The organism is Bradyrhizobium sp. Mp19 (genome assembly GCF_029952935.1).
GTDB classification, from domain to species: Bacteria; Pseudomonadota; Alphaproteobacteria; order Rhizobiales; family Xanthobacteraceae; genus Bradyrhizobium; species Bradyrhizobium elkanii.
In genome coordinates, this window is sequence record NZ_JASAUT010000015.1 from 52,015 (window position 1) to 73,881 (window position 21,867).

The following is a 21,867-nucleotide window of genomic DNA, read 5'->3' on the forward strand; positions in this document are numbered from 1 at the left end:
CGGCAAGGCCCGCCACGGCGCCATGGCCTGATGCGATCTGCGCTCGCTATGTCGGCGGCCGATGTTCGGAGCCGAAACGCCGCTGTGGAAGCGCGGAGACCGCGGCGAGTTGGTTGATGCTGTCACGCTGGCGATCGAAGGCCCCAAGCAGGTCGCCTTGCAGCAGCCGGCCGCCAGACAGCTTCATCCGAAGCGGATCGACGTTGCGGCCGTTGATCCGGACCTCGTAATAGAGATGCGGTCCGGTCGAGAGCCCGGTCGATCCGACAAAGGCGATCGTCTCGCCCTGCCGAACGCGGTCTCCGATCTTCAGCCCAGGCGGGAAGCTCGCGACGTGGGCATAGGTCGTCTCATAGCCGCGGTCGTGCCGCACGCGGATAAATTTCCCGTACCCCCGTTCGTACCCTTCGGTCTCGACGACGCCGGCGCCGGCGGCCGCGATGGGCGACCCATAGGGCGCCGCATAATCGACGCCCTCATGGAAGCGGCGGTCGCCAAGGATCGGATGAATCCGCCAGCCAAAGCCGTCGCCGAGCCGCCCGCTCACGACCGGCTTGCGCAACAGGAATTTGGTGATGGACTGGCCGGTCTCATCATAGAAATCGGAGCTGCCATCGTCCGGCGCAGTGAAGCGATAGTACCGGCGGGTCTGCCCGCCCGCCGTCAAGTCAATGAAGACCAACTCCGGCTGACCGATGTCGTTCGGCGCGTAGATGATCTCAGCCACATCGGCGTCGCCGAGCGGCTCGTCGAGATCGAAATCTCGGCCACAGAGCCGCATCAGTTCAGCAACGATCCCCTGATCGACGTGGTTGGAGCGGGCGAGCGCGTTAAGCCCGTCACGGAGCGTTTCGCCCGGAACGGAATGCGTATCGATCGACTCACGCAGCGGGCTATCGCTCCGCACGGCGATGTCGGGCTGTTCCGGCACGATCGGCTGGTATTGGCCGCCATCGGTGCGACCGACGGCGGACACATCCGAGCCGGCCCGTTCGATCGACACTTTCGCGACATGGCCGCGCGGCGAACCGGCGTCTCCGCCTTGTTCGATGACCGTGATTTTGTCGCCACCGGAAAGCGTCTCTCGAGCGCCAGGCGACGGGAAAGCCGCGAGGATCGCCGGCGCGTCCTCCGCGGCCGCCGCCAGCGCCCGCAAGATGGCGGACAGCGTGTCGCCGCTTCTTGCGATAATGACATGTCGCCGGTGACGCGACGACGAAGGAGACTTCGGAAGGTTGGTTACGTTGACAGCCTCACCTATCGGAACCGGCGGATGCGGCACGTCCTCACCGTCAGCATAGGCGCTGGTGCCGCCCGGCAGCGGGCGGCGCGATGGACCTGTCCGTATGATGGCCGGCAGTTCCGACAGCAGGTCGCGTTGCGAGCCCGGTCGCGCCTCGTCCTTTTCGTCTCCCGGCGCTTCCTGGTGTGGTTCGAGATCGATCTCCGCGAGCCGCGCTGACACGCGGGTAAATCGACGGACCGCGCCGGCATCGCTCAGCTGCTCAATCTTGAGCGCAGCGGAATTGCCCTGCGAGCCCAGTCTTCGGTCGAGACGATCGCCGCGCCGCGCCTCGTCAGCCACCTGCCCTGCGAAGCGCGGAAGTGACACGACCGGCGCTGCTGCGAAGCGCACGTGATCGCCAAACGCCCCGCGAAGCGCGCCGGCAAGAAGAGCGACGGCGGCGGATCCGATCAGAATCGTCCCCGCCATCCAGCGGAAACTGACGGCGCGCCGGTCAGGCAATTTGCGCTCGCCGGTCAGCGGCGGCTCGTCAAGCGACGGAACATCGCGGACGCCCGATAGACCACCCGCTTTCGTCGCTTCGTCACGGCTGGTCATCAACGCCCCTCATCCCCTGGGGCACGGTCTCGAGATGCCGCCACGCCCACGGCAGGTCGTAGATGCCATGCGCCTTGGGGCGAATCTTTGACCTTGGTTCAGATTCGGTCGCAATCGATGCCGTGCCGACGATGACGGCAATCAGCTATCGAGCGTCTTCGACCCGCGGCCGCGGTTCTTCACGATCAGCATGATGTTGCGGATGTAGATCAGCGTGGCGAGACCCTGCCCGATGATGATGACGGGCTCGCGCTTGGCAAGCCCGTAGATCAGCGTCATCAGGCCGCCGCCCATCGAAAAGAACCAGAACGCCATCGGTACCACGCTCTGGCCGGCGCGCTCGCTGGAAATCCACTGCACGAGGAAGCGCGCGGTGAAGAACAGTTGCGCGATCAGGCCGAACGCCAGCCAGAAGTCGAACTTGGCGATGAACACGTCGTAGAGATAGGCGCTCAGCGCCTGACCGTACTGAATCAGCATCACTTCACCTCGGTCACGCCCGGCACGCCGGCGACATCGGGCACTTCAGCGACCACTTCAGTGACGACCGGCGTCGGCTTCTTGCGGCGGATCAGCCACCACACGCCGGCGAGATCCATGATCCCGATCCAGAGCCGGTCGAAGAATCCATAGTTCGACACGCCGGAATGGCGCGGCCGGTCGACGACGTCGACATAGGCAATCGTCAGCCCCTCGCGGCGGACCAGTGCCGGAAGAAAACGATGCAGCCCGTCGAAGTAAGGCATCGCCAGAAACACCTCGCGCGGAAACGCCTTCAGACCGCATCCGGTGTCGCGGGTGCCGTCGCGCAGGATGATACCGCGCACCGTGTTGGCGATGCGCGATTGCAGCTTCTTGAAGCCGGTGTCCTTGCGCCCGACGCGCTGGCCCGCGGCGAGGCCGACGCGACCGTTGCCGCTTTCGACCGCCGCGATCAGGTCCGGCAGGAAGGCGGGATTGTTCTGCCCGTCACCGTCGAGCGTCGCCACGATCGCGCCGCGCGCGGCGCGCACGCCGCTGCGCACGGCCGCCGACTGGCCCGACGAGACTGCGTGGCGGAGCTGCCGGAGATTGCGCCGCTCGGCCATGACCGCGCTCAGTCGCTCGCCGGTGGCATCGGTCGAACCGTCATTGATGTAGATGATCTCGTAGGCCCAGCGTCCGTCGAGCGCGGCCGCGATCTCGGCGATCAGCGGCGCGATATTGTCCGCCTCGTTGCGCACAGGCACGACGATGGAAACGGCGACCGGCGTCTGGTCGGGAGCAGGCAAATCGGCACTCGTGGTTGGTATTGTCGGCGATGGAACCAGCCCGATCCGACCGTCGGGCGACCGCTTTTATGGGGCGAAGGCGCTCCTCGCAACCCTTTTGAGACGCCCGTCCGACGGTCCTGACAGCGCCACCACAGTGCCGTCGCGATGAATGGCAAAACCAAGGCGGCGGGCGGCGAACCAGTAGCGCACGACCATTGCGCCGATCACCCCGACCAGCGCGCCGGCCACCACGTCGCTCGGATGATGCGCCAGCAGCACGAGCCTGGTCGCGGCGATGACCAGCGCATAGACCAGCATCGCGAACCGCGCGCCAGGCCACACCGCGGACACGGCAAAGGCCAGCGCGAACGCGGTGATCGAATGTCCCGACGGAAAGCTCGAATAGGCCTCGGTGCCGGCGAAATGCTGGAAGTTGAAGGCATTGGCCTTGCCGCCGACAAAGGGCCGCCCGCGGCCGACGATCCACTTGATCAATTCACCGACAGCGACGGAGAGCACGACCGACAGAAACAGGTATTGCAGCCTTGTCCCGAGGCCAAGCAAGGTGGCGCGCGGCACGCCACGCAGCGCAGGCGCCGCCAACGCGACCGCGATCAGCAGCAGGCCAAGCGCGCACAGCACATACTCGTCCTTGCCGAAATCGGTGAGCGTCTTCACCCACCACAGACTCGGCGTGCCGCGTGGCGGCATCAGACTTATCTCGGTGACATCGAACGCATACATCAGCGTGATGATCCCGGCGCCGACAATGACGACGAGCAAAAGTCCGTGGCGCGCGGAGCGGCGCGCCGCCTCGGCGCGGCGCGAATGCGACGGCGCCCGCACGAGCTGGGCGAGGGAAAGCCAAACCAGCGTCAGCAATCGTCCGAAATAGTTGGCGGATTCCGGGGTCGCTGGCAGCGCCGGCATGTCATTCCGTCCCTTCGGAACGGAAGATCGCGATCGAGACCGCCTTGCCCTGCGAGATGTTGTAGCCCTCGACGCGCACCGGCGCGTTGTAGCGCAGGCCGATCGCCTCGGCGCGCTGCACGAAGGCGCGCTCCGAGCGCTGTTCGACCAGCGCGAAGCGGCAGGAGCCCTGCCCGAGGAAATCCGCGGCGCCCGATCCGTCGGTGAGCAGCGTCGAGGTATCGGTCATGAACACGAGGCTCGGCTCGTGGAAGCCGGCGGCTGCCGCCTTCGGGCCGACGCAGGTCACGTTGCGCAAGGCGCGTGCGACCTCCTGGCTCGGAAATACGGTGGTGAGCCGCGGCAGCACCACGCCATAGGTGCCGGCTGCCATCAGCGCCGCGGCAATCACCGCATTGAGCAGCGAGCGCTCGGCGCGGCTGTCCTCGAACAACCACCACGCGAACAGTCCGAACACCATCGCGACGGCGAACAACGGCCAGGCCGGAAACACCGGCTGATGGATCGCCTTGATCGCGCCGACGATCACCAGCACGGCGCCGAATGCGGGGATCGCGAACCACCAGGCAGCGCCCCGCAACAGCCAGGGCGAGCGCGACAGCACGCGCCGCTCCAGCGCGCCGACGGTCAGAATCGCGATCGCCGGATAGAGCGGCAGCACGTAATGCGGCAGCTTGGTCAGCACGGCCTCGAACACGATCCAGGACGGGATCAGCCAGGCCAGCAGGAACTGTGCACCGGGCTCGCGCCGCGCCCGCCAAACCGCAGGTGCCGCCATGCCGGCCAGCGGCGCGCCGGGCCAGAACGTGATCCAGAACAGCAGCAGATAGATTCCAGGCGGCGCGCCATGGGATTCCTGTGCACCGAGCTTGCTCAGCATGTCGCCGCCGACCGAGTCGGCAAAGAAGGTCTCGCCGGCGCGCAGGAAGATCAGCACGAACCACGGCAGCACCAGCACCAGGGTCCACATCAGGCCCCAGACCGGGCGCATGCGCCAGAACCAGGCCGCCGATCGGTCGAGAATCGCAAGCCCCGCCATCGCAAGGCCGACGAACATCAGGATCAGCGGCCCCTTGAGCAGAATGCCGACCGCCAGCGCCGCCCAGAAGACCGCAGGCGGGACCCATGACGGGTGCGCGGGGTCCTCGCCACGCTGCCACGACAGATAGACCCGTGCCATCGCGCCCATCGCCGCGGTGACCGTCAGCAGCAGCATCGCGTCGGTCTTGGCGAGCCGGGCTTCGACCCCGAGCAGCACGCAGCTTGCCATCATCAGGGCGGCCAGCACGGCCCCCTGCCGCGTCACGAAGGCCAGCGCCGCCCAATAGGTCAGCAAAACGGCGCCGATGGCGCCGATCAGGGACGGCAGGCGGTAGACCCAGATGCGGACCTGGGCACGCGGCACCCCGAGCGCGGAGACGGTCTTCAGCGCAGCTGCCTGCATCCAGTAGATGCCAACCGGTTTCTTGTAACGGACGTCGTCTTGGAAGCGGATGTCGACAAAATCGCCGCTCTCGACCATCTGCTTGGTCGCCTGAGCAAAGCGGACCTCGTCACGGTCGATCGGCGGGATGGTGAAGAAGCCCGGCAGGAACAGCACCAGGCAGGTCAGCGTCAGGAACAGGATCGAACGCCATTGGCTGGCCGTTGCGAACTCGAACGCCATGAACAGCCTGCGGCTCGAATGCGCAGGTTTTACAGACTGTTGCCCTGCTCCGAAGCGCCGGGGTTGGAGGCCATCCACCATGGGTTTCGCATACGATGAAACCGCAGCGCAAACAACTGTGCTGTTCCGCTTTCCGACCGTGCCGCTCCGCTTTCCCGTGCGATCATTGCACGCGGATCACAACGGTATCCGCGGCCCCCGTGGCGTCGATCACGGTGAGCCGGGCGAAGCCCGGCCCCGGCGGGTCGATCAGGCGCTGGCGCCGGCTGTCGATGTCCCCGGCTGAGACACCGTTCACAAGGACCGTCAGTGGCAGCACCCCGCCGGCAACCTTGACCGGCAGCGCGGCATTGCGGCCGCCCTCGGATTGATCGACATCGATGCGCGAGCCGTTCAGCGGAAACTGGATATGCGGAGCCTGGTCGCTGCCGCTGCGGACCAGTTCGCCGAGCGGCCGGAAGCGGCGCAGCGGCGGCGGCAGTTTCGCGTTGGAGGCGACCAGCACGCCGCGCGGCGGCTTCGGCAATGCCGCCGGGATTTTGCCGGTGCGCGCAAAGGCGTCGAACAGGATCGGTGCCGCGGCGGTGCGGCCGACCAGACCCGGCACCGGCGCGCCGTCGGGACGGCCGACCCAGACGCCGATCGTGACGCGGCCGTCGAAGCCGACCGACCAGGCATCGCGATAGCCGTAGCTCGTACCGGTCTTGAACGCGATCCGGTTGTGCACGCCGTTCTCCGGCGGCGGCGTGCCGAGCAGGACGTTGCCGACCTGCCAGGCCGCAGCCTGATCCATCAGCCGCATCGTGTCGCGGCCGTCATTGGCCTGCATGATCTCGCGCAGCGGCTTGGTCGCGCCAAGCCGCGCCAGGCCGGAATAGAGCTGGGCGAGATCCTGCAACGTGATGCCGACACCGCCGAGACCCATCGCAAGGCCCGGTGCCTCGTCCTTCGGCAACACGAGACTGGTGCCGGCCTGCTTCAGCCGCGACGACAGCCGGCTGGCACCGACGCGGTCGAGCAGCGCGATCGCCGGCACGTTCAGCGACAATTGCAGCGCCTTGCGGATCGGCACCGTGCCCTGAAACGTCATGTCGAAATTTTCCGGCGCGTAGGTGCCGAAGCGGATCGGCCGATCCTCGATCAGGCTGTCGGGATGGACAAAGCCATCCTCGAAGGCAAGGCCATAGATGAACGGCTTCAAGGTCGAGCCCGGCGAGCGCACGGCGCGCGTCATGTCGACCTGCCCGGCCCGCCGCTCGTCGAAATAATCCGCCGAGCCGACGCGCGCGAGCACATCGCCCGTCTCATTGTCGACCACGACGATCGCAACCGAGACGTCAGGCCCCTGCGCGATGGCGCGGTCGCGCGCCAGCGCCTCCAGGTTCCGTTGCAGCGTGGCGTCGAGCGTCAGCTTGATGACGGGCGCATCCTTCATCGTCGCGATCGCCTGATCGGACGAATGCGGCGCCAGGATCGGAATCTGCTTGCGCATCTTCGGCACCGCCGTCGCCGTGGCCTGCGCGGCATCGTCCTTCGACACCACGCCATCCTCGACCATGCGCTCGAGCACGCGGTCGCGGGCGGCGTGGGCGGCGTCCGGGTAACGGTCGAGCCGCCGCCGCTCCGGCGATTGCGGCAGCGCCACCAGCAGCGCGGCTTCGGCGAGCGACAGCCGCTTCGGCTCCTTGCCGAAATAGGCGATCGAGGCGGCGCGGATGCCTTCGAGATTGCCGCCGAACGGCGCCAGCGCAAGATAGATATCGAGGATCTGGTCTTTCGAAAGCTGCCGCTCCAGTTCGACCGCGCGCACCATCTGCCGCAGCTTTGCGTAGACCGAGCGCTGGTGGCGCGGCTCGATCAGCCGCGCCAGCTGCATCGTGATCGTCGAACCGCCCGAGACGATATGGCCGCTCGTGAGCAGCTGGAATGCGGCGCGCGACAGCGCCAGCGGATCGATGCCGTGATGCTCATAGAAGCGCTTGTCCTCATAGGCGAACAAGAGCTTCAGATAGGTGGGATCGACGGACGTCTTGGCGTCGACCGGCAGCCGCCAGCGCCCGTCCGCCATCGCATAGGCGCGGAGCAGCTTGCCGTTGCGATCGATCACCGTGGTCGAGACCTGCTGGGCCTTGTCGAGCGGCAGCGGCCCGAGCGACACGACCCAGGCGGCGAAGGCGCCGGCTGCGCACAGCGTCGCGACGGCACAGATCGCAAGGACCGTCTTGATCCGTGGCCAGCGCGATCCGCGTACCGGTGCTGTCCTCAACGTTCCGTTCATTTCGCCGGCTTCACCTCAACCGCACCGGTTCCGCCGCGGCCATAGCGCGAGGGATTGTACATGTCCTCGACATAGGCCTGCGGCAGCACATATTTCCCCGGCGACACCGCGCGCACGACATAGGCGACCGTGAACACCGACTTGTCGTTGGCGCCCCGGTCGATCGCCGCCGTGAAGCGGTCATCGCGGAACTCGGTGTTCTTCGGCTCGACGCCGTCCTCGATCCAACCGAGCGTGCCGGAGTCGCCCGACGACACCAGGTTCGGGTTGTCGATCTCGAGCCCGGCCGGCAGATAGTCGGCCACCATGATGTGCCCAAACTCCGGTTTTGCTTCCGTGACCTTCAGGACAACCGCGAAGCGGTCATTCTGTTTCGCCTTGGCGACATCGGCCGGCTTGCCATCGAGCGTGAAATAGCTGCGCTCGATCTTGAAACCGTTGGAGGCCGCCGGCTCCGGCGTGACCGGCGAGCCCGACACCGAGATCACCGCCTGCACCGGTGCGTCTCCGGTATTAGTGATCCTGAGCGGCTGCCCGGTCATCTCCTCGGCCTTGTAGCTGCGATAGACCGCGGTCTTGACCGGCTGGCCGTTGATGTCGAGCGCCAGCGTTTCCTTGGCGAGCGCCCGCGCCGCCAGCACCATCCACGCATTTTCCTGCGTCGAGGTGTAGGGCGACAGTCCCCGCGCCGCCTCGACCCGCAGCACGGCCTGCGTCAGCGTGGTGCGCGGTGCATTGCCCTCGCCCGCGAGCGAGACCAGCGCAGCAGCGTCGCGCAATGCCGAGCCGTAGTCGACCCGGCCGAACTCGATCACGGGTTTCGGGTTCAGCGCATCGAGCGCGGCACCATAGACCCGCTCGGCCCTCGCCTTGTCGCCCACCAGCGCCAGCGCCGCGGCAAGCTGCGCCTTGGAGATCGGCGTCGCCAGATTGTTCAGCTTGGTGTCGGCAAGATAGCGCAGATCACCGATCGGTGCTGCGCCGTTGCGCGCGAGCACGTAGAGGCCGTAGGCCAGATCGCGGCCGCCGTCCTTCTCCGGCTCGTTGGCATTGACCACCGAGTTCCTGACGCGGTCGAGCGCGTTCTTGAACAGCACGTCCGGCACCGCAAAGCCCTTTTCGCGGGCCCGGGTCAGGAAGTCTGTGACGTAGGCATCGAGCCAGGCGTCGTCGCCGCCCGCCGACCACAGGCCAAACGAGCCGTTGGACCCTTGTCGAGCGAGGAGCCGTTCGATCGCGTCGCGGATGCGCTGGTCGACCGCGGTGTCCATCGCGAGATGGGCGCCGGCGGCGAGATCGTTGACATAGAGCAGCGGCAGCGCGCGGCTCGTGATCTGCTCGGAGCAGCCATAGGGATAGCGATCGAGCGCCTTCAGAATGCTCGCGGCATCGAGCGCGGTCGACAGGCTCGCCGAGACCGACACGCTGCCGGTGCCCGGCACGAGATCGGAGAACATGTCCGAGGTCAGTGTCAGGCTCTCGCCCTTCGCCAGCGTGCGGATCGAGCGGCGCGCCAGCACTTGCGTCGCCGGCTTGACGTCGAGCGCATAATGCCGCGCCAGCGTCAGCCCGTTCGGCCCGGAGATGTCGACGTCGAACTCGGCGCGTCCGGCGCCGCCGGCCTCGAGGCCCAGCGACAGCGAGGAGCGCTGCTTGGCGGCGAGCTTCACCGTCGTGGTCGAATTGCCGGAAGCCTTGATCGGGCCGCTCGCCTTGACGCTGATGGCGTAGTTGCCGGCTGCGCCTTCGACATTGTCGATATCCATGCTGATGGTGCCCTTGTCACCGGTCAGCAGGAAGCGCGGCAATGTCGCGGTCACCACCACGGGATCGCGCACGATCACGTCAACATTGGCGCGGCCAACCTTGGTTGCGCTCCACGCCACCGCCATCACCCGCGCGGTACCGGCGAATTCCGGGATGTCGAAGCTCACCTCGGCAGTCCCGTCAGGCCCGACCGTGACGATGCCGGAATAGAGCGCGAGCGGCTTCTGCGTCGGCGGCGAGCCCTGCAGCTCGGCGCCGGCGGAGTCGCCGCCGCTGCGGATCTGGCCGCGGGTGCCCTGCATGCCGTCGATCAGCTGGCCGTAGAGGTCGCGGATCTCGGCGGTCAGGCGGCGCTGGCCGAGATAGTAGTCGTCCGGCGCCGGCGGCTTGTAATTGGTCAAATTGAGAATGCCGACATCGACCGCGGCCAGCACCACCTTGGCGTCCTCGCCGGGATTGAGCCCACCGAGCTTGACCGGGATCTTCAGCGTCGAGCCCGGCCGCACCAACGCGGGCGGCGACAGTTCGACGGCAAGCGTGCGCGCCTTCTTGTCGATGCCGAACCATTTCAGCCCGATCGCGCGGCCGGGCATGCGCCCGGCGGCGACATCGAGCGGACGACGCAGCGTCGTCATGACATAGGCGCCGGTGCCCCAATCCTTGCCGACGGGGAGCCTGACCTGCTGGGTGCCCTCCCTGACGTCGACGCTTTGGGTGGTCAGCAGCCGATCGCCAAGCACGTAGACCGTCAGCTTGCCTGATGTGCGGGCATTGACCGACACCGTCATGGTGTCGCCCGAGGAATATTCCGGCCTGTCGATCGAGGTCTCCAGCAGATCGGGCGTGTCGGCGCTGCCGTCGGAATACCAGCCGACGTCGAACTGCACTGAAGTAACGGGACCGTCGGCGTCGGTCGATTTCACGTCGAGCCGGTAGCGGCCGGGCTGCGGCTGGAAGGTCAGGCGCATCGGCTTGTCGGCGGCAAGATTGACGTCGCCATCGGCAACGCGGCGGGTCGACTTGACCGGCTCATACTGCCAGGACGAATTCTGCCGGTACCACTGGTAACGCGACTCCAGCTTCAACAGCTCGTAGCGCAGCCCGTTGCGCGGCAGCTGCTTGCCGTCGGGCGCGACGAACACGACGTCGAACTCGGCCTTGTCACCCTCGGCCACGCTCTTGTCGCCGAACAGCGGCTTGACGCCGATCAGCGAGGCCACCGGGGCCACCGGCAGTACGATCTTGCGCTCCACCGAGCGTCCGCCGGTCTCCGCCATGCGGATGTAGATCTGGGCCTCCTGTGGCCGCGTCGAGGTCGGCACCTTCTCGAGCTTCACCGGGAATGTCGCGGCGCCGTTGGCATCGGCCTCCGGCAGGTCCTCGATCGGGGTCCGCTCGTTGCTCGCCGTCTGCTCGTCGTCGACGCCGAACTGATAGCCGGCATAACCGGGCCGGCCGTTCGCCGCGGGCGCCACCAGCATGTCGCCCTCGAGCTGCAGGCCCGAGGCCGGCGCGCCGTAGAGGAAGTGGCCGGAGACCTGAAGTTCCACTGGAACTTCAGCTTTGATCACCTTCTCCTTGCTGGTCAGATCGAATTCGACTCGTTCGGGGATGTAATCCTCGACCATGAAGGTGGTCTCGCCGACCGAGGAGCCCTTCGGATCGGTAAAGACGCGGGCGCGCCAGGTGCCGGTCGGCACCGCCGAATTGAGCGCCACCGCCAGCATGCGGCCGCCGGCGCCCTGGTCGGGCAGCACGGCGCGGCGGAATTCGACGCCGTCGGGGCGCTCGATCACCATGGTCAGCGGCGTCCCGGTCAGAGCATTGCCCTGCCCGTCGCGCAGCAGCGCGGTCAGATAGACGGTCTCGTTGGAGCGGTAGACGCCACGCTCGGCGTAGACGAAGGCGTCCGCGCCGGCCGGGATCGCCCGGCCCGCGACGCCGCGGTCGGTGAGGTCGAACGCATTGGTCTTCAGGCTCAGGAAGGCGTAGTCGGCCTTCTCGCCCATGACAGTCAGCAGCGCCGGCGACAACCCGCCCTCGCCGCGGGCCAGGCCTTGCTCGAACAGCACGTGGCCGGCGGCATCGGTCTTGCGGGTGGCCAGGATCTCGTTGTTGCGGGCGACCAGCTTCACGTCGGCGTTGGCGACCGGTTCGGTCGAAGCCAGTGAGTTGACGAAGACGTGGATACCGTCATTGCCGGAGAAGGCCGACAGGCCCATGTCCGAGACGATGAACCATTGCGTCGCCAGCGTGCCGTCGTCGTCGGTGCCCGGCCCCTTGGCCGCGGCGGTCATGACATAGACACCGGGCTGCAGGTCGCCGAGCGCCTGGTCGACCGGAAACGCCGTGACGACGTCCTGGTTCAGCGTGGTCGCCGTCGCAAGCTCGCCCGACCACACCTTGACGCCGCGCTGGTCGCCGAGATCGGAGAGCTGGTAGCGGCTCAGCGTGCTCTGGAAGTCGCTGTCGATCACCGTGTTGATCAGGTTGCGGTCGCCGATCCGGAAGACGTCGACCTTGACCGCCGGCGTGTTGACGCTGACCACCGGAATACCGCGCTGTCCGGTCCGCGGCAGCACATAGGCCCGCCCGCTGAACCGCACGAACGGCTTGCGGTCGCGGACATAGATGTTGAACTCGGCCGATTTCGGCAGCGTCTCCTTGACGGTCGACGGCAGGCCGGCGCGCAGATTGATGTTGTAGCGCTCGCCGTGCCTCAGCCCGTCGACGCAGAGCTGCTGGCCTTCCGCCGACAAGGCCGGCTTGTCGGTGCCGGCGAGCGCCAGATAGGGCGCGAAGTCGACGCGCTTGGCGAGCTCCTCAGAGAACTGGAAGCAGGCGCGCGGCGAGGCCGCGTCGGAATCGACAGTATAATCGAGCAGCCGGAAACCGTGCTCGTCGCGCATCTTCTCGTACTGGCCGCGGACATCGGCGACCTCGCGCATGTCGAGCGACAGCCGCAGGCTGTCCAGCGCCGGGCGCCACAGCTTGCGCTCGGCAAGCGCTTTGCCGAGCACGGCGAGCGCGTCCGCCTCCTCGCCCGCATTGCCGGCGCGCTGATAGGCGATGTAGGCGGCGGTGGAGGCGCGCTCCATCAGGAACGTCTGTTCGCTGGAGCTCGCCGACCGTATCTGGAAGATCGTCCTGGCGAGGCGCAGCCAGTTGGCGCCGTCCTCCGGCGTGGTCGCCGCGATCTGGCCGAGGATCTGCAGCCCGCCGCGGAAATCATTGCGCCTGAAGGCGGCGTCGGCGTCGATGCGCAGGGTCGCGGCCGATTTGTTGACCGCGCCGGCCTCGCTCTTGATCTGGGCTTCCAACTTGATCGCGGAATCGGCGAGATCGTCGCGCTTGAAGGCCTTGTCCGCGGCCTGGGCGCTCACCAGGGCGAGCAGCAGCGTGGCGCATATCGTGGCGGCACGAACCAATCCGATCATGATGGAGCTCCTGAACGCCCCGCGGTCGAACGCCGCGTTGGGGCCAAAAGTGCGCGAAAAGGTGACGGAGTGAAGGCGCGGACATGAACGGACGAAAACGTCGCAGATCGCATTGCCGACATTCCTTTGACCAGCCCCGGCGGCAGCATCGTGCGGCGCGACGGGCTGGACAGGCCAACGCAGGGCGGGTCCCTGCTCGCCTTTGTCGCTCGACCACAAAAATCGGTTCGGCCGGACTTGGCGGAAAGGCGGATTTTTCATATTGGCGGTGCTACAAGGCCGCCACGGTCCCGTAGCTCAACTGGATAGAGTAGCGGATTTCTACTCCGCGGGTTGCAGGTTCGAATCCTGCCGGGATCGCCAGACGGCTTTTCCTGATAATGATTTCAATGACTTATCGGCACTTTTGCCTAACTTATCGGATGGGTTAGGCAATTTCTTATCGAAACCGTTTTGCAGTTTCGCCATGGCCGCAACGGCCAATTTCTTCTTCGCCGCCTCGCGGCAGTACCGCTCGATTTCGCGGATGTCGGTGTGGCCGGTAATGGACATGATTTCGAGCGCGCTGCATCCCGCCTCGGCCAATCGACGGCATGCGGCCTTGCGGACGCCGTGCGGGCTCGAGCCTTCTGGCAAGCCAGCGTCACCTGCAGCTTCGCTAATCCAACTGGAAAACGCCTTCTCGCTGCGCGCGCGGCCGTACATGGTTGCAATGAAGGCCGGGCCGTCCTTCGGGCAGTCGGCGATGTAGCGCGCCAGATCCGCGTGCACCGGAATGCAAAGCTCAACGTGGCCTTGGCTCTTTTTGGTGCTGATAGCGAACCCGTCTTTCGTGAAGTGCTGCCAGCCAAGCCGCACGGCATCAGAGCGCCTGAGGCCGGTGTGTAGCAGCACTTCGAAGGCAAGTCGCAACGGCGTGCCAACCTTGTGCTGCTTTCTAAATTTGGTGATGTCTTCCTCAGTCCAAGTGCGGTGGCCTTTGGTTTTTAGCTTCACGCGCTTGGCCACAACGACCGGATTGTCGCTGCGCAGGCCAGCCGAAACCGCGTAATCCATCACGGCCTTGAGGCGTTTGCGAAAGTTGGACGCGGCCGAAGGCGTGTCGGCCATCTCGTCAATGATAATGTTGATATTCTTCGGCTGCATGGTGGCAATCGGGCCGTCGCCATGCCTCTCAACGAATCTATTCAGCACGCCGCTGTAAACGTCCTGCGTGCTCTTCGCCAAACCCTTGAATTCAGTTGAGCGGTAATAGCCGTTGACGGCGGCGGCAATAGAGCCAGCCTTGACGCGCCTCACGGCAGGCGTCTCTTCACCGCCCATGGCCGCGCGGTATGCCGTCCAAAATTCCTCGGTGTACAGCGGCGCCGGTAAGGCAAGTTGAGGCTTGCCCGGCCGTCGCAAATAGACACGGGGCTTCCCGTGCCTATCCAGATATTCATTCACATATTTCGGTTTGCGCTGGCGCAATGCTGTTCCCAGTAATCGTTTTCATTGGCGACAGCGGGTGCCTTGCCGTCAAACAAGGAGTCTAGTTCGTGTCGGTCCCACAGCAAAACGCCCAGCATTTGCCTGGGAGCCGGGATTGCGCCCGCCTCTCGCTGCTTATCGAAATGGCTCGGGCTGATGCCGAGATATCGCGCCGCGTCTGTACGGCGTAGGCCGCGAGGGACGATGCCCCCGCGTTGATTATCGTTGGCAGAACTGGGCAAGAGCGTGCCCCTAAGAAAATTGCTCTGCTTACCTCGCCGGCTAAGGCCAGCGCACAGGTGGGTTAGTTGGCCGCTGGAGGCGACTCAGACCACCCATGCCGATTATACCGTACCCGTTCGGGCCACCCCGCTAGCCGACGCCAAGCAGAATGACGCTGTCATCCGATGCCCGCTTCGCCCATGCCGCGCGCGCGTACTCGAGCCGTACCGAGCCATTTGGGTCATGCAGTGCAGCCCATCGGTCGGCATCCTCCGCCGAGCCAACAAGCATATGAAGAGCGCCACCACGGAGCGTCGGATCGCATCCCTCGGCCCGCAGGTGGGCGTAATAGGCGTGTGCGCAAAAAGACGTGGATGGGCCAACGCTCGCGCTAGCATTAAGATTAAGGTCAGACATTCATATTCCCCTGTCGAACCGGCTCATTTGACCGGCCCCGAAACTGTGTTAACACAGATTCTATGAAACGTCAAACCGTGATAACACAGAAAAAGCGCGGACCCGCCCCTACGGGCAAGGGCACGCTCATTGGCGTGCGCATGCAGCCTGACGACTTGTCAGCGATCGACAAATGGATATCAGAGCAAGACGCCGCCCCAACGAGGCCAGAGGCTATCCGCCGGCTGGTTGAGATCGGGCTGAAAAGGGGTAGCTGAACCGGTCGTGGGGATAACAGGGATTGCCGCGCGATCCATGCGGCGTGCACGCTTTCCGTGTGTCAGCTTGCCGACCTGATCCGAAACACACGGGGTGCAAACTTTGGCGTCCTCTCCCAAGGCTTTGAGAGCCTTACGCGCTTGGCTATCGGTCTACCGCATAGACACCCTTCAGAAGGTCGTGGTGCGCCTGGCACCACCAACTTTGGCGGTGATCATGTTCGCGGTGTTCTTCCCGACCGAGTTCGCCAATCATTGGGGTAAGGCTGCATCAGCGGTGCTCGCATGGCTGGTCGTGGCGCCGATAGTCTACGTGTGGATATTTCGTACCCTCCCAGAAGAGCCAAAGCCAGTACTCGGAGGACTTGGACCGTTCTACACTGCTGAGGGGCGCAATAAAGAACGCGCCGAACAGTTGGCGATCAAGCAGCGGATTGATCAACTCTCAGCGCAAATACGGGGGCTCGATACCGAAAGGTCAAAGCTCGATCTCACGACGTCGGATGGGCAAGTACGATTTGGCCAGATCTCAACGAAGATACTTGAGATCGAGGGGCAGTTGGTGACCCTAAAAGCCTCGGTTCGCTCCCTCTATTTTGGATTTACTGGGAGGAACGGCTAATGCCACAGCGAATGGCTGGTCCTTCAGCAAAGAAAAGATGCTGCATAGTTGCCCCACCCAGCTCCCGCGATCTACAGTTGAAGCGGCATAGGGGGAGTTCAATGGGATTTTTTAGACGTAAAGAGACTTGGGAGCGGACGTTCCGGCTGAGGAGCAACCACGGCGCCTCAAAGGGAGTCCTCGCCGTTCTGTTTTGGCTCTGGGGCGTAGTCGGGCTGCTCTTCAACGCCGGCACGCTGTTTGGGCTCACGGGCAGCGTCGGTGTCGGAACGTCGGCCTATCTGGCAGCAACCTGCATGGTGTGGATTGGCGGCATGGTGCTGTTTGGCATCGGCGCCCTACTCGCTCACACAGATTTTGATGGTGAGCGGCCGAGCGAAGGTGACTACGGCGACGTGCGGGTGACAAGGTAAACCTTCCGGAGCCGGTCATGACCTTTGGATTGGGCGAATTCCTGGGGGCGGTTGGCATCGCTGGTGTCCCAGCGGCGCTCGCGCTAACCATGACGGTGGCGACCAAGGCGGGCTACCGATTCTTGAAGGCATGCCTGATCGTCTCAGGAGCGTTCGTAATCATCCCACTGCTCTTCATGCAATGGACTGTGGACTGGGGGCCAACCTATATGAAGGTTCTCGTAAACGCTGCGGTAGCCGCAATCGTGGTGGGCGGGATTTCCTACGGGCTGGAGTGGTTGCGCAAAAAAGAAACATCGGCCAGCGCAGAGACTTCGACATCGCAGCGCGGTCCCACATTGGAGGCCACGAACAATTCAACGATTGACGCTAGCGGAGCCACGATCCCGGGGGATTTGCCATTTCAATTCGGCAAGGCGGACCAGAACTCTCTTCTTTCGATGCCGGGGGCCAAGGTCACCAAGACCGAAAATGGATGGCAGATTACACCACCGGAGAACATTACCTTCGAATTTCCGGCGGCCTCTCCCAAATACGCCGCCATGACACTCCCCGATTTAAAGCGGGAGCTTCTGACAACGGCAAACTCACTTCGATTACTGCAGAACAAATACACTGCTAGTTTCAGGGAAGCGAGGTCAGATACCACGAACTTCCGCAATTTTGCCGACGCCTTTAGAAGCGAATACGAGAAGAACTTCGCTGAACGATCTTTTGCGTTGGCATCGGCCGCTCTGAGCAAGCTCGGGCCGGTCACACTGAGTCAGTCCGCGACGAATGGCGGCGCCGTCGTCTACTACAAGAAATTCGTTGGTCCGACGCCAGCTGGAGATGCCGCCTCATTTTTAGAGGCACTCTCGGAAAAGCTTCCGAAGAGATGACAATTGCACTCCAGATAACCGACTGCTGTTAGATAAATGACGCCCGACGAAGTCAAGAAGCTTCAGTTCGATTCCGCGGTGCGCGAGCATCAGCGAGCAACTGAGTTCGAAAAGGCCGCCAATCAATACGCTGTAGATAGCGGCACCGAGTCGCTAAAAGCAATCTTGCTTGTGAACGGTGGAAGCTGCGTCGCCATGCTCGCGTTTATTGGAACGCTCGCGACCAAATACAGGCCCATCTCCGAATTTGCCTTCCCGCTCATCATGTTCGCAACTGGTGCGGGCTTCGCCGTTTTGGCGAGCGCGGCTGGGTACTTCACAAACCTCTTGATAGTTGGATCATCTCGAGAAATGAACCGGCAATACGTTGAGCCGTTTCTCCGAGATAGTGACAAATCGAAACGACAACGCTTTTGGGGTGAAGTCTTGAGATGGCACGCGGTTGGATTCGCTGCCGCTGGTATTCTCAGTTTTTTTGCCGGACTTTACACAGCTTATTCTGCGTTCCGGCATCTCTGACGTATCCGAAAGGCTAATCCTCGCATTAGAAACACGCGCTATAGTTGCGGAGCGAATCACGGGAAGAGGAAAGATGATTCAATTTGGCAATCCGGCTATTACTGTTCGTGACGAACCTACTGGAATGAAAACCGTCACTGTCTCATTCAAGATCGGTGGAGCATATCCGAACGTGAACGTCACTTTTCAGGATCAAGCAAACCCTACTGAAACGAACGCAGCCGAAAGAACCAGGTTCATTGCTAGGGCGAAGGAACTTCTAACGCAGGCTGCGACTTCCTGCTGATCTGCATTCTTGCGCAACCCAATTTCCAAGACGGCAACCTTGTGAAACAGGTTGCTTTCGAGCATTACCAGAAGCGCTGAGAATGCGAGGCCGCTTGCTGCTCTAGCGCTTCAATTCGCTCCTCCAAATCCATTTAATATCCTCTCTCAAGCCAGAACCCTGCGTGCCTTGGTCATCCTTAACGGCAGCAACAACCCGGCTGGGCAACTCCGCATTCTGCTGCGCCAATGCCTGGTTAATCAGCGCAACGGTCCTCTCGCTTGGCGTCACCCGACGGTGCTTCCAGCGCGTACCTAGCTAGGCGTATGGTGGCAGTTCCACCAGCGTCCCAATCAATCGCAAGAGGGCTTGATGCTCCGGACCCTTCATACCTGCCCGCAAGAACTCGCCGAGTTCAATGTGCGAGAGCCTCCCCCCGGATGGCGCATTCGGCTGATGGATGATGAAAGCGTTTCCGCTGGTCGGCTCCCTCCCCAGAAACCAAGCATCACCGTTAGGACTGCGATAAAGCTCGCGACGTTCCGACATTGATTAGGATTTTCCTTTGTCCGAGGTATTCGCGATTTGAGCGCCTTCGCGAGCTAAACGCTCCGCCTTCAAGCGCTCTCGATTTGCATGGAAGGCATTCTGGGCACTGCTGTACTCTGACATTACAGCGGCGGCCCCGGCTTCTTTGAAGGCTTTTTGAGCGGCGCGTTGCGCTGCCGTCGATTTTTTCCAATCCTGTGTGAGCGTCATGGCTCTCTCCAGTCGTATGCAGGGAGTTTCGTTCCGCCGAGTTTGGCTAGGACATGCGGCAGAGATAGAACCGACCACTCGTGAGGCAAAAGGTTCCTAGGGCTGTGCTATAATGCAGCCGGACCAGGCCGTTCGTTCGGCTCTTCCTATTGCGCTTTTCGACGGTCTTTTTCATCGCGTATGGCGATAGCGCTTCGTTGTTTATCCAAAAGGTAATTCAGAGTGGCTGTAATCGCGCCATCGCTCTTTGCCGCCATTCGCTTACGGAAGTTGACTATCTTCTTGAAGCCAACGAGCACGTGGGAGCGGTAGCTTGTCATATCGGTGCTCGCAAGCCAGGTGAGGAAAGCCATCTATTAAGTTCAGAGGCGGCATCCATCTGACGTGCTTTTCGCAGAAGCTCGTCGCGACGAACGCTGTGAGGCATGCCTTCGGCTTGTTGACGCAAACTGATCGCTTCTTGCGTCAGACGATATTCGAATGTCAATGTTTGCTTGAAACGACGTCGCGTTTCCATGGCGGTGCTCCTGTCCGGTTGGGCGGGAGCGCAAGTTCTCTCGGTCACCGATAGATGCCACAGGCCGGGCGGTGATAGCCCCAATATAGATACTTAATCACGATCAAAACAGGCCTAACAGAAAAACATTCACGTGCTGCGGCAAATTGAGACAGCCAGAAAAGAACCAGCCCACCGCCAACCGCACTTTACCGCCGCAACCGCCCTGCCGGGCGGCTCTGGCTGGGCTAAGCCAACACCCGCCTCGCCTTGGCATCCTTCACCGCTGCAACAACCCGCAATGGCAACTCGGCATTCTGCCGCGCGAGTGCCTGATTGATCAGCGCCACGGTCTTTTCAGAGGCGTCGCCCTGAATCACCACGTCACCAGTCCGCACCGTGACGCTGCCTCCGCCCGCCCCGCCGTTGCGCAGCACATCATTTGGAATGACTTGCGCGCCGCGAGGCAGGTTCAGCAACTCTGGACCGTTCTCGCCAACCAGCGACATGCCGCCAGGCGCGAAGTCTGTACCTGTTGCGAATGCCGGCACTGTTGGGCCGAACCCGCCTATCCCATCCGTCGCATTGCTGGCCTTACCGCCACCTCCGAACAGGCTAAACAGATTGAACCCACCACCAGACGAGCCGCCGAAGGCTGACGACCAAAGATTGTCGGCAGCCATCTGGGCAAGTTTGTCCGCAATCTTGCCGAGCGCGTTGAGGCCGGCAGTCTTGAGCGCGTCCATGGCGGATGCGCCGTTGCGGATCTGGGTTTCGAAATCTACCAAGAAGCCGCTGTTGACCTGTTGGCCGAGTGTTGCCAGATCCTTGATGGTGGCATTGTAACGCAGTCCAGCCGCCTCGGCACTACGCAACGCCTCTGGAATGTCGTTGCCGTAAATGCCCTTGAGTTGGTTGGCGATGGCAAGGTCCTGTGGCGACAGAAACGCAGACTTGGCGCCGAACTGGATGTCAGATGCAACTTTAGCCTTTGCCAACGCATCGGCAGCCTCACCAGCGTCCTGCGCAAGTTCCTGAATTTGGTCCCTGACCTTTTGCGTTACTGGGATGCCGGCCAGTTGGGCAGCATTCAACAGCTGCGCCTCTGCCTTGGCCTCCTCCGTCGCCGCTGCACCTTTGCCCTGCGATTCAACTGCGGCATTGGTGGTGACGATGTACTTGTTTAGAGACTCCGTGGCGCGGTCGTACGCGTCTGCGGCCTCCTCACCATCCTTGCGCTTAGGAAGTTTCGCGGCATTCGGATCCGCATTGTTGGCAGCAGCTGGCCTGGCAGTTGGCAGCGGGATGCCGCTGGGATAGTCAATCTTGGACTGCTGATCGGAAACAGACTTCAACATGTCTGCTGCAAGTTGAGCTTTGGCTCGAATGAGTTCTAGGCCTGCCGCAATTTGAAGATTCTCAGGCTTGCCCGAAGCCTGCAAATTCTCGATCGCGCGCGTGACCTGGTCAACGTCCTGCGGCAGGCCGCGCAAGTCCTTTTGGAGAATGTCTGCTGCATCCGCCCATCTATTGAACGTGTCCTGACCACTACCAGGCTGAACGTTTTGCGACTCGAGCGCCTTCTTCACCAGATCGTTAGCTTTATCAATCAGTCCATCCAGCCACCCGCCGATATCCGCAGTCACCGACTTGAACTGAGCGGCAAGTTGCGCTGATGACTGCTTCCAGGCGCGATCAAACGCAGCAGCTTTCGCGACCGTCGCGCCATCGATCACAGCACCAGCTGCGTCCGCACTCTGCGCGAGCTCTTCAAACGACTGGCTGCCGTTACGAAGCGCCTCAACCCAACCCTGAGACAGGCCGAGCATCTGCGCGGCCTTCGTCTTCTCAGGAATGGAATCGAACCGGTTCAGCAAGTCGCCAGCTATCGTAAGAAGCTGGTTCATGCTGATAATCTGGCCGTTGCGGTCCTTGTACTTGATGTTGTTCGCATCCAGCAGCCGCGTCAGCGAATTCTCGTTTTCCTTGGCGTCCGCCAGAAGGCTCGCAACCTTCTGCAGATCGTTAGCGGCATCGGAGGTAGAAACTCCACCCTGCCCCGCAGCAAACTGGATCTGCTGAAATCGCTCGGCAGTAACGCCAGCGAATTCCGCGTTCTTCTGCAACTCAGCAAGTTGGCTGTTGACGTTGGTGAGCGCTGCCAAGAGCCCACCAACGAGGCCAGTCACGCCAGCGGCGGCAACGCCGAGCGAGGCGAAGCCACCTGCAGTTGGATTAAGGCTGGCAAAGGACTGCTCAATGCGAGCAATCGCTGCATCCGCGATATTGCCAGCCTGATCCATATCGCTTTGGAATTGATCCAGCTTCGCGCCGAGCTGGACTACGAGATCGTTGGACAATTTACTTCCCTT

At 63.1% G+C, this 21,867-nt stretch carries 16 protein-coding genes and 1 tRNA gene; 6 read left to right on the forward strand and 11 right to left on the reverse strand.

Translation table 11 applies throughout. The features are described 5' to 3' along the window. Positions 1 to 46 precede the first annotated feature (46 nt). The 7 genes from QJT82_RS18475 to QJT82_RS18505 all read right to left on the reverse strand — a co-directional run bounded on the left by QJT82_RS18475 (position 47) and on the right by QJT82_RS18505 (position 13,174). Positions 47 to 1,843, reverse strand: a complete 1,797-nt coding sequence (locus QJT82_RS18475) for a M23 family metallopeptidase (protein WP_028339752.1) — start codon at positions 1,841 to 1,843, stop codon at positions 47 to 49. 141 nt (positions 1,844 to 1,984) lie between these two features. Beyond that, on the reverse strand, positions 1,985 to 2,323 hold the full coding sequence (locus QJT82_RS18480) for a lipid-A-disaccharide synthase N-terminal domain-containing protein (RefSeq protein WP_016845896.1): 339 nt from the start codon (positions 2,321 to 2,323) through the stop codon (positions 1,985 to 1,987). Continuing rightward, positions 2,323 to 3,114: a glycosyltransferase family 2 protein gene (locus QJT82_RS18485; RefSeq protein WP_035631165.1), complete on the reverse strand. Its 792-nt coding sequence runs from the start codon at positions 3,112 to 3,114 to the stop codon at positions 2,323 to 2,325. Before QJT82_RS18485 ends, QJT82_RS18480 begins: the two co-directional genes overlap by 1 nt. 66 nt (positions 3,115 to 3,180) lie before the next feature. After that, positions 3,181 to 4,026, reverse strand: coding sequence for a phosphatase PAP2 family protein (locus QJT82_RS18490; protein ID WP_028339751.1), 846 nt, complete (start codon positions 4,024 to 4,026; stop codon positions 3,181 to 3,183). Between the two features lies 1 nt (position 4,027). Then, complete coding sequence (locus tag QJT82_RS18495) at positions 4,028 to 5,692, reverse strand: glycosyltransferase family 39 protein (protein WP_155258401.1); 1,665 nt, start codon at positions 5,690 to 5,692, stop codon at positions 4,028 to 4,030. Positions 5,693 to 5,855: 163 nt separating this feature from the next. After that, positions 5,856 to 7,970 (reverse strand): penicillin-binding protein 1C, encoded by a 2,115-nt coding sequence (gene pbpC / locus QJT82_RS18500; RefSeq protein WP_028339749.1) that lies wholly within the window; start codon positions 7,968 to 7,970, stop codon positions 5,856 to 5,858. Beyond that, on the reverse strand, positions 7,967 to 13,174 hold the full coding sequence (locus tag QJT82_RS18505) for an alpha-2-macroglobulin (RefSeq protein ID WP_028339748.1): 5,208 nt from the start codon (positions 13,172 to 13,174) through the stop codon (positions 7,967 to 7,969). The genes pbpC and QJT82_RS18505 overlap by 4 nt, the downstream gene beginning before the upstream one ends. Before the next feature lie 286 nt (positions 13,175 to 13,460). Here QJT82_RS18505 and QJT82_RS18510 point away from each other — a divergent pair. The 6 genes from QJT82_RS18510 to QJT82_RS18535 all read left to right on the forward strand — a co-directional run bounded on the left by QJT82_RS18510 (position 13,461) and on the right by QJT82_RS18535 (position 17,975). Continuing rightward, positions 13,461 to 13,537: transfer RNA gene (locus QJT82_RS18510), tRNA-Arg, on the forward strand. Between the two features lie 103 nt (positions 13,538 to 13,640). Next, complete coding sequence (locus QJT82_RS18515; protein WP_028339747.1) at positions 13,641 to 13,925, forward strand: hypothetical protein; 285 nt, start codon at positions 13,641 to 13,643, stop codon at positions 13,923 to 13,925. A 1,832-nt stretch (positions 13,926 to 15,757) separates the two neighbouring features. Further along, on the forward strand, positions 15,758 to 16,162 hold the full coding sequence (locus QJT82_RS18520; RefSeq protein WP_155258400.1) for a hypothetical protein: 405 nt from the start codon (positions 15,758 to 15,760) through the stop codon (positions 16,160 to 16,162). Positions 16,163 to 16,263: 101 nt separating this feature from the next. Beyond that, the gene (locus tag QJT82_RS18525) at positions 16,264 to 16,575 is read left to right on the forward strand and encodes a hypothetical protein (RefSeq protein ID WP_028339744.1); all 312 of its coding nucleotides are present in this window, start codon (positions 16,264 to 16,266) and stop codon (positions 16,573 to 16,575) included. 17 nt (positions 16,576 to 16,592) lie between these two features. Further along, the gene (locus QJT82_RS18530; protein ID WP_028339743.1) at positions 16,593 to 17,456 is read left to right on the forward strand and encodes a hypothetical protein; all 864 of its coding nucleotides are present in this window, start codon (positions 16,593 to 16,595) and stop codon (positions 17,454 to 17,456) included. Between the two features lie 36 nt (positions 17,457 to 17,492). Then, positions 17,493 to 17,975, forward strand: coding sequence for a hypothetical protein (locus QJT82_RS18535; RefSeq protein ID WP_028339742.1), 483 nt, complete (start codon positions 17,493 to 17,495; stop codon positions 17,973 to 17,975). 817 nt (positions 17,976 to 18,792) lie between these two features. On the opposite strand, the gene QJT82_RS18540 is transcribed toward QJT82_RS18535, so the two are convergent. The 4 genes from QJT82_RS18540 to QJT82_RS18555 form a co-directional block, all read right to left on the reverse strand. Further along, positions 18,793 to 18,999, reverse strand: a complete 207-nt coding sequence (locus QJT82_RS18540; RefSeq protein ID WP_080686682.1) for a hypothetical protein — start codon at positions 18,997 to 18,999, stop codon at positions 18,793 to 18,795. A 146-nt stretch (positions 19,000 to 19,145) separates the two neighbouring features. Continuing rightward, positions 19,146 to 19,319, reverse strand: a complete 174-nt coding sequence (locus QJT82_RS18545; protein ID WP_155258399.1) for a hypothetical protein — start codon at positions 19,317 to 19,319, stop codon at positions 19,146 to 19,148. Next, positions 19,316 to 19,516: a hypothetical protein gene (locus tag QJT82_RS18550; RefSeq protein WP_080686681.1), complete on the reverse strand. Its 201-nt coding sequence runs from the start codon at positions 19,514 to 19,516 to the stop codon at positions 19,316 to 19,318. The genes QJT82_RS18545 and QJT82_RS18550 overlap by 4 nt, the downstream gene beginning before the upstream one ends. A 227-nt stretch (positions 19,517 to 19,743) precedes the next feature. Beyond that, complete coding sequence (locus QJT82_RS18555) at positions 19,744 to 21,855, reverse strand: hypothetical protein (RefSeq protein WP_028339740.1); 2,112 nt, start codon at positions 21,853 to 21,855, stop codon at positions 19,744 to 19,746. Between the last annotated feature and the right edge of the window lie 12 nt (positions 21,856 to 21,867).

Excerpts from the sequence above, each read along its gene's own strand:
- QJT82_RS18475 (WP_028339752.1), bottom strand. The coding sequence starts at position 1,843 with ATGACCAGCCGTGACGAAGCGACGAAAGCGGGTGGTCTATCGGGCGTC.
- QJT82_RS18525 (WP_028339744.1), top strand. The coding sequence starts at position 16,264 with ATGGGATTTTTTAGACGTAAAGAGACTTGGGAGCGGACGTTCCGGCTG.
- QJT82_RS18495 (WP_155258401.1), bottom strand. The coding sequence starts at position 5,692 with ATGGCGTTCGAGTTCGCAACGGCCAGCCAATGGCGTTCGATCCTGTTC.
- pbpC (WP_028339749.1), bottom strand. The coding sequence starts at position 7,970 with ATGAACGGAACGTTGAGGACAGCACCGGTACGCGGATCGCGCTGGCCA.
- QJT82_RS18515 (WP_028339747.1), top strand. The coding sequence starts at position 13,641 with ATGGCCGCAACGGCCAATTTCTTCTTCGCCGCCTCGCGGCAGTACCGC.
- QJT82_RS18490 (WP_028339751.1), bottom strand. The coding sequence starts at position 4,026 with ATGCCGGCGCTGCCAGCGACCCCGGAATCCGCCAACTATTTCGGACGA.
- QJT82_RS18520 (WP_155258400.1), top strand. The coding sequence starts at position 15,758 with ATGTTCGCGGTGTTCTTCCCGACCGAGTTCGCCAATCATTGGGGTAAG.
- QJT82_RS18545 (WP_155258399.1), bottom strand. The coding sequence starts at position 19,319 with ATGACAAGCTACCGCTCCCACGTGCTCGTTGGCTTCAAGAAGATAGTC.
- QJT82_RS18535 (WP_028339742.1), top strand. The coding sequence starts at position 17,493 with ATGACGCCCGACGAAGTCAAGAAGCTTCAGTTCGATTCCGCGGTGCGC.
- QJT82_RS18505 (WP_028339748.1), bottom strand. The coding sequence starts at position 13,174 with ATGATCGGATTGGTTCGTGCCGCCACGATATGCGCCACGCTGCTGCTC.
- QJT82_RS18540 (WP_080686682.1), bottom strand. The coding sequence starts at position 18,999 with ATGACGCTCACACAGGATTGGAAAAAATCGACGGCAGCGCAACGCGCC.
- QJT82_RS18550 (WP_080686681.1), bottom strand. The coding sequence starts at position 19,516 with ATGGAAACGCGACGTCGTTTCAAGCAAACATTGACATTCGAATATCGT.
- QJT82_RS18480 (WP_016845896.1), bottom strand. The coding sequence starts at position 2,323 with ATGCTGATTCAGTACGGTCAGGCGCTGAGCGCCTATCTCTACGACGTG.
- QJT82_RS18530 (WP_028339743.1), top strand. The coding sequence starts at position 16,593 with ATGACCTTTGGATTGGGCGAATTCCTGGGGGCGGTTGGCATCGCTGGT.